Source organism: Exiguobacterium sp. E17S (assembly GCF_057772545.1).
This window is the reverse complement of the sequence record NZ_JBYLRU010000007.1, coordinates 24,381-36,393: the sequence shown is the minus strand read 5'-3', so window position 1 is coordinate 36,393 and position 12,013 is coordinate 24,381. Positions and strand designations below refer to the sequence as shown.

Annotated in this window: 10 protein-coding genes; 7 read left to right on the top strand and 3 right to left on the bottom strand. The window is 45.2% G+C overall.

The window, feature by feature from the left end; genetic code table 11:
* Positions 1-12: 12 nt before the first annotated feature.
* From AC3B4V_RS15175 to AC3B4V_RS15150, 6 genes are all read left to right on the top strand, one after another.
* Entirely contained in the window at positions 13-318 is a 306-nt protein-coding gene (locus tag AC3B4V_RS15175) for a hypothetical protein (protein WP_050678231.1), read from the top strand.
* Positions 319-356: 38 nt separating this feature from the next.
* Positions 357-614 carry a hypothetical protein gene (locus AC3B4V_RS15170; protein WP_023467272.1) on the top strand — a complete coding sequence of 86 codons (258 nt, stop codon included), beginning with the start codon at positions 357-359 and terminating at the stop codon, positions 612-614.
* 77 nt (positions 615-691) lie between these two features.
* Entirely contained in the window at positions 692-1,390 is a 699-nt protein-coding gene (locus AC3B4V_RS15165; RefSeq protein ID WP_373953482.1) for a lysophospholipid acyltransferase family protein, read from the top strand.
* Between the two features lies 1 nt (position 1,391).
* On the top strand, positions 1,392-3,290 hold the full coding sequence (locus AC3B4V_RS15160) for an ABC-F family ATP-binding cassette domain-containing protein (protein ID WP_488378821.1): 1,899 nt from the start codon (positions 1,392-1,394) through the stop codon (positions 3,288-3,290).
* Between the two features lie 168 nt (positions 3,291-3,458).
* Positions 3,459-5,300 (top strand): diguanylate cyclase domain-containing protein, encoded by a 1,842-nt coding sequence (locus tag AC3B4V_RS15155; RefSeq protein ID WP_488378820.1) that lies wholly within the window; start codon positions 3,459-3,461, stop codon positions 5,298-5,300.
* A 10-nt stretch (positions 5,301-5,310) separates the two neighbouring features.
* A complete protein-coding gene (locus tag AC3B4V_RS15150; RefSeq protein WP_488378819.1) occupies positions 5,311-7,098 on the top strand; it encodes a diguanylate cyclase domain-containing protein in 1,788 nt (595 codons plus the stop codon).
* A 55-nt stretch (positions 7,099-7,153) separates the two neighbouring features.
* Here AC3B4V_RS15150 and AC3B4V_RS15145 read toward each other — a convergent pair whose 3' ends face one another.
* Genes AC3B4V_RS15145 through AC3B4V_RS15135 form a run of 3 tightly spaced genes read right to left on the bottom strand, consistent with a single transcriptional unit; the run spans position 7,154 to position 9,424 of the window.
* Positions 7,154-7,798: a hypothetical protein gene (locus AC3B4V_RS15145; protein WP_149426868.1), complete on the bottom strand. Its 645-nt coding sequence runs from the start codon at positions 7,796-7,798 to the stop codon at positions 7,154-7,156.
* Positions 7,795-8,967, bottom strand: a complete 1,173-nt coding sequence (locus AC3B4V_RS15140) for a DEAD/DEAH box helicase (RefSeq protein WP_488378818.1) — start codon at positions 8,965-8,967, stop codon at positions 7,795-7,797. The genes AC3B4V_RS15145 and AC3B4V_RS15140 overlap by 4 nt, the downstream gene beginning before the upstream one ends.
* A 28-nt stretch (positions 8,968-8,995) precedes the next feature.
* Positions 8,996-9,424 carry a hypothetical protein gene (locus tag AC3B4V_RS15135; RefSeq protein ID WP_058704982.1) on the bottom strand — a complete coding sequence of 143 codons (429 nt, stop codon included), beginning with the start codon at positions 9,422-9,424 and terminating at the stop codon, positions 8,996-8,998.
* A 339-nt stretch (positions 9,425-9,763) separates the two neighbouring features.
* On the opposite strand from AC3B4V_RS15135, the gene pflB reads away from it, so the two are divergent.
* Positions 9,764-12,013 carry a formate C-acetyltransferase gene (pflB, locus tag AC3B4V_RS15130; protein ID WP_223041379.1) on the top strand — a complete coding sequence of 750 codons (2,250 nt, stop codon included), beginning with the start codon at positions 9,764-9,766 and terminating at the stop codon, positions 12,011-12,013.

The window sequence follows — 12,013 nt, the reverse complement described above, 5'->3', positions numbered from 1 at the left end:
GAGGAAACGGACGTGCTCTTCTACTTATTCACGACGATTGCGGGTCTCATCACTACATACTTAAGTTTTGTTACCGGTTATTATACGAGTTCGATCGGTGTGTTCGTCTTTACGCTAGCGATTTGTCTGTCACTATCATCTATTCGCCAGCTGATACGTACGTCCTATCTAACTTACATTGAATACATCCAACACCGCCGTGTCAAAAAACAGTACGAACGTATGAAAAAACGTGAACTTTCTTATCAAGTCTCTTATCCTCAACAAGATTCCAGCACACCACTTGCATTCTCCGCGACAGACCAGCATGATAAGTAAAGAACACGATTTCATCATCTAGGAGGAACAGATTCATTATGAACGAAATCCCTTTATCAAACGGTTGGACACTTCGCTACTCCCCTGTCATCGATTTATGGTTGAAGGAAGATGGCGTACTGCTCGTAGATCACGAAGATAAGGTCCGCTTGACTCTCATTTTGGATGAGGAAACGATGGAAATCAAACAGATCGACAATACGAACGCTACGTTCTCCGTCGATCCAACGACACGTCGCCTTACCTTTGAACTAGGAGAAAGCGAAGAGGAATCTGAACCTCGTTACTGGGAATAATCACGCAGACTGGGTGCGACGCCCGGTCTTTTTTTGTACAATAACATCAGTAATGAAAAAGGAGCTGTCACTTCACCATGATACGTACTGTCATATGGTTCATTTATTTTGGACTTGTCTTACCCTGTACCTTACCGTTTTTACCGAGCGCAAAACGTCGAACGCATCTCGCGCGCTATGCATTCGTTCAGCGTGTAGCAAGCGCCTGGGCAAACTCTCTTCTCCGACTTGCTGGCGTTCGTGTCAACGTGACAGGTCGTGAACACATCCCAGCAAACGAACCCGTCGTCTTCATCTCGAATCACCAAGGGAACTTCGATGTTCCAATTTTACTTGGAACAATCGATAAACCAAAAGCATTCATTTCTAAAATTGAAGTGAATAAAATTCCAATCGTCAATGTCTGGATGAATCTGATGGGGTGTGTCATGATTGACCGAAAAGATCGACGCCAATCACTAAAAGCAATCCGATCTGGTGTCGACACGATCAAAGACGGACAATCGATGATCATCTTCCCGGAAGGAACTCGCTCCAAAGGCGGACCGATGGCGGAATTCAAAGCGGGAAGCTTTACCCTTGCGACATCAAGTGGCGCACGCGTCGTTCCCGTCGCGATTTCAGGTAGTTACCGTGTCATGGAGGAAACGGGTAAGATTCGTCCGGCTACGGTCGAAGTCACAATCTTACCCTCGATTGATCCGAGCACGATGACACAAAAAGAACTCGTCCAGACGGTCGAACAGCAAATCAAACAGATTGTAGAAGGTGTCTAATATGTTAATGAAAGTAGAAAATCTCAAAAAAGAATTTGCCGATAAAATCGTCTTTGAAGACGTCACGTTCTCTGTCTCTCCCGGTGACCGGATTGGTATCATCGGCGTCAACGGTACCGGTAAGTCGACCCTCCTGCACATATTGGCAGGAAAAGAAACAGCAGACGCTGGTACGATGCATCATCCGAATGATTATCGCATCCGTCTGCTATCGCAAACGACCGATTATCCGGAAGACCAAACTGTTATGGAAGTATTGCTGTCTGGTGATACACCAACGATCAACGCTTTGCGTCACTACGAAACGGCGCGTCTAGCACTTGAACAAGATCCGACGAGTGAGACGTTACTCAACCGCTTCATCACAGCTCAGACAGAAGTCGATGCCGCACAAGCTTGGGACACGGAATCGCGCTTAAAGATGATCTTAAACAAACTCGGCATCCTCGACTTGAATGCGTTGATCGGCTCCCTTTCCGGAGGACAACGCAAGCGTGTCGGACTCGCTGAAGCTTTACTTGATGAAGCCGATCTTCTCCTACTCGATGAGCCGACGAACGAACTCGATGCCGAGACGATCAGTTGGCTTGAAACTCAAATCAAGGAATACCGTGGTGCGATTCTACTGATCACCCACGACCGCTATTTCTTGAATCGTGTGACGAATCATATGATGGAGATCGCGAACGGTACGGCTTATTTCTATGTCGGAAACTATGAATCGTTTCTTGAGAAACGTGCCGAACGTCGTGAACGGACAGCATCTATGGAAGAAAAACGTCAAAACATCCTCCGTCGCGAACTCGCCTGGTTGCGTCGCGGAGCAAAGGCGCGGACGACGAAACAAAAAGCTCGGATCCAGCGCGTGGATGCTTTACAAGACCTCTCGTACGAGGAAGAAGAATCGACACTCGAAGTACAAGTCGGTTCGACCCGTCTTGGTAAAAAGGTCATCGAAGCGCATGATGTCTCGCATCGATTTGGTGAACGGACTCTTTTTGAATCGTTTAACGCTCTGATCGGACGGAAAGAACGGTATGGTATCGTCGGGCGAAACGGGAGCGGAAAATCAACACTTCTTTCAATCCTTGCGAAACGCTTAGAACCAACAACCGGTGAAATCATTCACGGCGAAACGGTGAAGATTGGCTTTTATGGGCAATTTGCCGAGTTCACGCATCCCGAACGCCGTGTCATCGATGAGGTCGAACGGATTGCAAAAGTCATCACGACACTTGCTGGTGAGGAAATCACGGCAAGTCAGATGCTCGAACAGTTTCTCTTTAAGCCAGAAGCACAATATAAACAAATCGGTAAACTATCTGGTGGAGAAAAGCGGAGATTGAAATTGTTGACGATTTTGATGGAGGAACCGAACGTCCTCTTCCTCGATGAGCCGACGAACGACTTGGATACCGAAACGTTATCCGTACTCGAAGATTATTTGGAATCATTCCCAGGCACCGTCATCACAGTCAGTCATGATCGGTATTTCCTCGATCGGGTCGTCGATCGTCTGATTGCTTTCGAAGATGCGAATATCGTTTTCTATTACGGACAATATACAGACTATCTCGAGCAAATCACGACACCTGCTCCTTCAGTCATCGTTGAAAAAACCACTTCAGTTAATCTACCTAAAGTAGAAGCACCGAAGAAATTGAGCTACCAGGAACAGCAAGATTGGGCTGTCATTGAACAACAAATCGAAGAGAGTGAGGCTGAACTGGAGCAATTAGAAGCCGAACTTGCTTCGGCAGGAAGCGATCTCGGTAAGGTCAATGAACTGTACCAATCCATCGAAAAAACGAAAGCGATGCTTGATGAACGGATGGAGTATTGGTCATACCTATCCGAGAAGATCGAAGCATTCGAGACCTATCGCCAATCCAATCAATGATTTCAAAGCGGAGTTCTTCAATGAGAAGAACTCCGCTTTTTTCATGAAATGGGAGCCATCTCTTTATTTCTTTTTTAATATGAAAATAAATGTGAATTCATGCTAGATATCGGGTAATGTTATAGCATATTTCATTTTCATGAAAGGCTTGCGAAAGGAGGAGTTCCGGTGAAACGGATTGTTCAAAACATCTACCCTACCGTCGCATTCTACTTAGTCGTCACGTACACCCTGCTCTGGCTATTGCCACAAGATCGCTCGTTACAACTTTCAGCGATCATTAGTCTAGTCGGTTCTTTCGTCATCTTCCTACTTAGTCAATCGAAGGCTTTCAAACAATCTTCCATTCCATATAAATGGTTATCGATCGCCTTTTTCTCATATTTTCTAGGCGATCTCCTCAATATGATCGGCCGTCTTTTTCAATGGGACGCTGTTAACCTGAACGTTTTACTGGATCTACCTTATACGGTTCATTTAACGATGATGGTCATCTTCTTATTTCGGCAGTTGGATTTGACTTTGTTTCAAAAACAAAAATTATTGATTCTTGATTCTTTAACATTATTCACTGTATCGATGATTGCTGGATACATCGCTATTTTCCGCCTTGTCCCCTCTTATACGCGAACGGTGCTCGAGCAAATCAGTTGGACCTTCTATGCCTTCTTAACGATTCTGTTGACGCTGTTCTTTTTCTTACTTTATGCTTCTGGACTAAAGCGAAACGTATCGAGATTGGGATTTCTCTTCCTAGTACTCGGAACGTTCGTGCTTGGTATGACGAACTTTATTTTTTATACGTTGTTATTAAACGGTGAACCGCGAATAGCTGGTTTAATGCTTCCGCTATACCCACTCAGCGGACTCTTCATCCTTGCCTTCATGAATACTCGCGCTCTTCCCATCAGTCATGAACAACAAGCAACTCTTATTCGGGTCGAAACACTTACGCGTTCCTTGATGTCGTACATCTTATTATCTGTACTGATTCTCTATATTACATTCTTCCCTGTCTCCCAAACCTTCTTCTCACTTTCCGTCGGCATTACGTTTTTATTATTTTTAACACGACAGCTTTTTTCATATCAGGAAAATCTGCGGTTGTTACAGGAAACAACAGCACTGCAAACGAATCTAGAAGACATCGTCCATCAAAAGACAGCACTCTTACAGTTACGCGAAAAAGAACTAACGTCGCTTTTTCTATCTTATCCAGAAGTTGTTCTTGAAATCGATGCTACGTATCAGATTCGATCTGTCAATCCAGCTGCTGTCGAAGCTGGATGGAGCGATTTACCGCTCGGACCGAGCCAACGGCTGCAACTCGATCGACTCATTCCATTACTTCAACAAGCGCAGCTGATTTATCCCTCTCACTTGCTACATGTACCGGCTACGGAGGAACATCCGGAAATCTTTTTGAATACGACAATCATCGATATCCCGGATCAACAACGCTATTTCGTCATCTTGGCGGATATCACGGAAGATTATCAACAGGAAGTATGGCTAGAACGTATGGGGTACCATGATTCGCTCACGCATTTGCCAAACCGGCGTTACTTCGAGGAACAACTTTATCTGACTCTGCCGACGTTAGAATACGGCTCCTTGCTATTCATTGATTTAGACGGTTTCAAACAAATCAATGACACTTATGGGCATGATGTTGGTGACCTCGTGTTACAAGAGACGGCGAGCCGCCTTCAATCGATGACGACGTCAACTGATCTCGTTGCACGTCTTGGAGGAGATGAGTTCTTGATCTTCATTCAGGCATCTGCTTCGGAAACACGCCAGTTTGCCGAACACGTTCTCGAAGTTCTAAATCATCCGTTCTACATCCAGACACATACGCTTCAAGTCACACCATCAATCGGAATTTCCTTATACCCTGAAGATGGTAAAAGCTCTGAACAATTATTGATTCGAGCAGACGAAGCTATGTACCATATTAAGAAGACCGAAAAAAACAATTTTTTGTTCGCTACTCAAATTAAACGTTAGGAGGGAGTCCATGCTTAAATCGAACTATTTCATCCGTTGGTTTCCTGCCATGCTCGTCATATCTTTTGCTCTAATGATCCTTGCTACATGGACTCCTTCCATCTCTAATCGGATCGTTGAACAAGTACTACAGTATGCCTCTCTTGGATTGATTGCTTACTTTATTCTTACTGCTTATCGTAAGGAACAAACATTGGTCGTACCCAGACGAAAGTTTTGGCTGATCGCTTTAGGATCACTGGTTTTATCCTGCATCGGTTCCGTTCTTGAGACGTTACATTTCTTCGATCAAGACTTTCCAGTTCCATCTATTTATAGCCTGGTTTTATTTTCAATATCTCATTACGTATTCTTATACGCGATTTTTTACCGAATCATCACAAAACGGACACTCGGACAACACGTGCTCGCTTTCGTCGATGCCGCGATCATCGTTGTTTTCATAGCACTTGTTGCGTTTCATATCCTCAATGAATTGACGAATCCGGGACTGCAAACTGTTCCTTATGCCATCATCGTCATTACGAATACATCACTCGGTTTATTCGTCTTCTTCTATTTCACGTTCATTCAAGAAACTCATTGGGTATCAAGGATGGCATTATTCTTATTGTTCTTATCCATTTTCATTCGCGGTATCTACGAAGTCTCAAGTGTTTATTTCCCGGACTTCTCAGCAAATTATCTATTGTTTTTCCCGATCTTGATCCGTTTGGCGCAAAGTGCAGCTATTTTATGGCATATTGATCATATTGAAGAAGGAACCACTCGAACGAAGGTCATTCCCCGTTCCTGGCTCCCTCTACTGGCCGTTCCTTTATTCATTCACTACATGGTGGAACAAGAAGGCGGGAAGCTCGATATCTTCATCATTTTAGTTTTACTAATCATTCGACAAATCTTGATTGCTCGTCAGCATAGGTTGATCGTTGCACAATTACACGAACGGAATGAACAACTCGCTTCACGCATCGAACATCGCAAACAACAAATCAAAGATAGTGAACAGCAAGTCATCCCACTCTTTCTCGGTCATCCTGACCCGATGATTCGACTCGATCAATCCGGAACGGCACTATACGCAAATTTAGCTGCCCAACGTCTGTTTCATTTACCCGACATGACGATTGAACATATACCTCGTACGATGCGTCACTTATTAGAAACACTTGAGACAGATATCGATGAGTATGAAGATGAACAACACAGAAAGTATGAGATCATTGATATTCCGATTCAGATTGCTGCCACCTCGATGGGGCGATTCACGATTTTACATGACGTCACTGAACGAAAGCTCCGGCAAAAAAGGATCGAATACCACGCCTACCATGACGCCTTGACAAGTATCGGAAACCGCCGCTCCTTAGAACGAGATTTTTCAAACCGTCTTCCCGAGATGAATTATCTCGCCTTAGTCGACTTAGATGGATTTAAACAAGTCAATGATACGTATGGTCACGAGGCAGGTGATTATGTCTTGATTGAGGTCGCGAAGCGCTTGAGCGAACATATGAATTCTTTAGAATCCGTATATCGCCTCGGTGGAGATGAATTCGCGATTCTCTTACACGCCGATGATGAACTATCCTTACGCCGGAAATGTAAGACCTTTTTACAGTTTTTAAGACGTCCTTATTTCTACAAAGGACAATCTTTATTTGTTTCTGCAAGCATCGGTGTGACCGTATGTCATAAGGCTGATCTTGAAACATGCTTAAAGCAAGCTGACCTTGCCATGTATCGCGTGAAACATCGGGATAAAAACGATGTCGCCCTATATCGAGCAGATTCATGAAAAAAACCTAGAATACGTTGACCATAATCGGGTCATGTATTCTAGGTTTTTTCGATTATTCTTCTGGTCTCGGTGAAATATTGCCTTCTTCGATATCGAGGAGTAAGTCGATCAATTCCGCACAAAATTCTGGATACTGACGAAGCAACGCGTCTTCTCCTACTTCATCCACGAAGTCCGTCAACAAAGCGAGGACTTCTGGTACCAGTGCGCGCGCTACTTTCATATAGGCAATCGCAAAGCGCCATTTCCCAGAAATGTAGAGCAGTTTTCCAATCAACAAATCACCTGGTTCGACTTCAATCTCAGACAAATCCGTTTGATACGTCTGTTTTGACATTAAATCAACGACACCATCCGCCTCGACTTGAAACAACGAAGGCATCGGGTCCGCTAATCCACGCAAGGCACGGTAGAGACTAGGCGATAACTCTTCTTTGACCTGCTCAAGAAAACGACCGTGCGGCGTTTTTCCTTGATCATCCGTCTCATAGAAGATTGCCCAATCTACGAATAAGTCCCGGAACAATTCAGCATCTTTTAAATACCAACGTCCCTCCGTCGCAATCTCTTCAATGAAAGCGACCCAATCCGTGCTACGCGCTGTCGCTGCTTCTTGATACATCTTCTTCAAGGCTGCATTCATTTCCGCTTCAGAAACCGTCGTCGGAAACGGAATTACTTTTCGATCGTTCTTCATTTCGATCGCCCTTTCCGGTGAGGAGTAGCCGGTCGTTTAATCGTCTGAGGTGCTGTGAATTCACGTTTTGGAATGACTTCCCCACGGTAAATTTCCATCGCTTCTATCTCGACGCCCATTTGCTTCGCAAGTGTTTTTAAGTGTTTTAAGTCTTGATCTGTCACAAGAGCAAGTACCATTCCGTTCGCGTTTCCACGTCCCGTCCGACCTGAACGGTGTACGAAATCGTCAAGCGACTCCGGCAAATCATAATGAACGACATGCGTGACTGCTTCGATATCTAACCCACGTGCCGCAAGACCTGTCGTGACGAGTAAAGGAAACTCTCCCTTTTTATAAGAACGCAATGTCTCCATCCGCTCTCGTTTGCCTTTTTCAGCGTCTAAAATCCGGTATTTCAATGAGAATTTACTCAACTCGCCATTCAATGGTCCGAGGAAGGAACGGTTATTGATGAATGTCAGTACTTTTGATCCTTGCATGTTCGCCAGGCGACGTAACAACTCCGGCTTCTGACGACGTGAAGTCTCCAAATAACCGAATGTCACTTGGGTGCTGACGGCACGCTCAACCCGAATCGTCTCAGGGTTGTTTGCAAGCGTCCGTCCCCATTCTGCTGTCCGTTCCGGCAATGTCGCGGAGACGAATGCCAGTTGTCGATCGCGTAGTGCACTGTTTGCGATTCGCGTCGCCGAGTCACTCATACCACTCTCATAGATTTGATCCGCTTCGTCCAAGACGATCAATTTCACCTTATGCATTTTCACCTTCTTCGAATCGATCAACTCCACGAGACGCCCAGGTGTACCAACAATGATTTGTGGTTTTTTCTTCAATCGTTCATATTGTCGTTTTAATTCAACACCACCAATGAATGCACCGGATTTGATACCACTTCCTTGAGCAAACAATTGAATGACTTGATGAATTTGCATGACGAGTTCCCGTGTGGGTGCCGTGATCACGACTTGCACGTGTGGTTCTTCTACTTCAATCTTTTCTAAAGCTGGAATGACATAAGCAAGCGTCTTCCCTGTTCCTGTCGGCGCTTCCGCCAGGACATCTTTTCCTTCGCGCAACAACGGAATCGCTTGTTCTTGAACAGGCATCAACTCGGTAAAGCGTGCGCGTTCCCATGCTTCCTGTAAAAATGGTTTTGTAAAGTTCATAACGATTTCTCCTACTCTCTTAATTCCATCATGCCGTTACGTATTCGACATGATCTCCTGATGCATCACGGTATCCCCGTAATGTCTGTGTATATTCATTTCCTGCGTCGAGCAATCGAATATGGAAGCGAATCTCGCCTTCACCGGCTTCTTCTTCTAAAATTTCGAATCCTTGGATGACACGATCCTGTAATTCTGCAGCGAGTGCCGGGTACTCCGCAAGACTCGCATACGTCGCTTTTACGTCAACCGGACGACGAACAAGCGCAATCCAATACGATTCATCATAGCCGATAAAGTCTTCATAATCAAAATCATCTTCAAACCGAATCCAGAATCCATCATTTTCGAATTCCGTGATCATTCCCGTTCGCGTTGAACCGTCCGATCCGATTTTCAGCGAGACCCAGTCTCCTGACTGATACTCTCCTTGTTGTGTTAATGATACATACTCCATTTGGCACACCTCCACGTTCTATATTCCCTTTTTCATTGTCAACGATACGTCTTAAAAATACAAGGCACCGTAGCGTGACATTCCTCACAGTTTCAACTGTTCTAGTGAATCTTTTTCAAATCAACTCATACAGTTTCCAAAAAACCTTGAATTAGCAACCTAAAACTGTTTTTTTCAAACTATTTTCATATGAATACAGAAATAAAGAAAGCCCGTCATATCAACGTTTGTTCACTTGTTAAAACATTCACATGAACGTAAAGGGAATCAGCCCTTCCTTTTGTTACACTATTCACATAAGGAACTGATGATTAGCTCAATATTAAAGGAGTGGTATCCATGTTATTAGAAAAAACGAGTGCTTGGACGAACTTTACGTCTGGTGAATGGGTAAAGACGATCGATGTCGCAGACTTCATCCGACTCAATCGCACGGAATATACAGGAGATGATCACTTTTTAGTCGGTCCGACGCAAGCGACGGAACAGCTCTGGCAACAAATTCTACAGCTGACGAATGAAGAGCGACAACGTGGTGGTGTATATGCCGTCGATGCTAAAACACCATCAACGATCCTCTCGCATGATGCAGGGTATCTGAATCGCTCACTCGAAAAAATCGTCGGTTTACAGACAGACGAACCGTTTAAACGTTCGATTCATCCGAACGGTGGGATTCGGATGGTGAATGATGCCCTAGCTGCGTATGGCTTTGAAGCAGACGAGACCGTCACGAAAACCTTCAGCGAATACCGGAAGACACATAACCAAGGGGTTTTCGATGCCTATACCCCTGAGATGCGCGCTGCACGTAAAGCCGGTATTATCACCGGATTACCTGATGCTTATGGTCGCGGACGGATCATCGGTGACTATCGTCGTGTTGCTTTGTACGGAACGGCACGCTTGATCGAAGAACGTAAGAAGGATTTAAAGGCACGTGGCGGATTCTTATCTGAATCGATGATTCGCGACCGTGAAGAGATGAATGAACAGTTGCGCGCATTAACGGAATTGACCGAGCTTGGAGCTCGCTATGGTTTCGATCTCTCCCGCCCTGCCGAAACAGCACAAGAAGCATTCCAGTGGGTCTATCTTGCCTATCTTGCTGCCATCAAAGAGCAAAACGGGGCAGCCATGTCACTCGGTCGAGTCTCGACGTTCCTTGATATTTATGTCGAACGTGATCTTGCGACTGGTCGTTTGACGGAAGAGACTGCACAAGAGCTCGTCGATCATTTCGTCATGAAGCTTCGGATCGTTAAGTTCTTACGGACACCAGACTACAACGATCTGTTCTCAGGTGATCCGACGTGGGTAACGGAATCAATCGGTGGAATGAGTGAAGATGGACGATCAAACGTCACGAAAAGTTCATTCCGCTTCTTACACACACTCTCGACACTTGGTCCGGCACCGGAACCGAATCTAACCGTTCTATGGTCTACTCAGCTTCCACGCGGATTCAAGGAATTCTGTGCGAAGATGTCGATCGTTTCAAGCTCGATTCAATATGAAAACGATGATTTGATGTTACCGGTTTATGGAGATGATTACGGCATCGCTTGTTGTGTCTCCGCGATGAAGATCGGGAAACAGATGCAGTTCTTCGGTGCGCGAGCAAACCTGGCAAAAGCATTACTTTATACGATCAATGGCGGAATGGACGAGAAGCTCAAAATTCAAGTCGCCCCAGCAAGTCCATTGATGCTTGATGAAGTACTCGATTACGAAACCGTCATGGCGGCTTATGATCGTCAACTCGATTGGCTCGCAGAGCTGTACGTCAACACACTGAATGTCATCCACTACATGCATGATAAGTACAGCTACGAACGGATTGAAATGGCGTTACATGATCCGGAAATCTTACGGACGATGGCATGCGGTATCGCTGGTTTATCGGTCGTCGCTGACAGTCTATCTGCCATCCGTTACGCAACAGTTCGTCCAATCCGAGATGCAGATGGGATTGCAGTTGATTTCAAGATCGAAGGCGAGTTTCCGAAGTTCGGGAATAACGATGAACGGGTCGATCAGATGGCAGTCGATCTCGTCACACTGTTCATGGAGAAAATCCGTAAACATCCAACGTATCGCAATGCCCTTCCGACGCAGTCTGTCCTGACGATTACTTCAAACGTCGTCTACGGTAAAAAAACAGGAAATACGCCAGATGGACGCCGTGCGGGTGAACCATTCGCACCGGGTGCTAACCCGATGCATGGACGTGACACTAGAGGAGCTGTCGCCGCACTGACATCTGTCGGAAAATTACCATATGAACATGCGCTCGACGGGATTTCCTACACGTTCTCGATCGTGCCAAAAGCACTTGGTAAGGATGAAGCCACACGCATTCGCAATACAGTCGGATTACTTGACGGATATATGGGCGGTACGACGTCAAAAGGACACCATTTGAATGTCAACGTCTTTGACCGTGAGACGTTACTCGATGCCATGGAGCATCCAGAACAATATCCACAATTAACGATTCGAGTATCCGGTTATGCCGTCAACTTCATTAAACTGACGCGTGAACAACAGATCGATGTCATCAATCGAACGTTCCACGGTTCTCTCTAA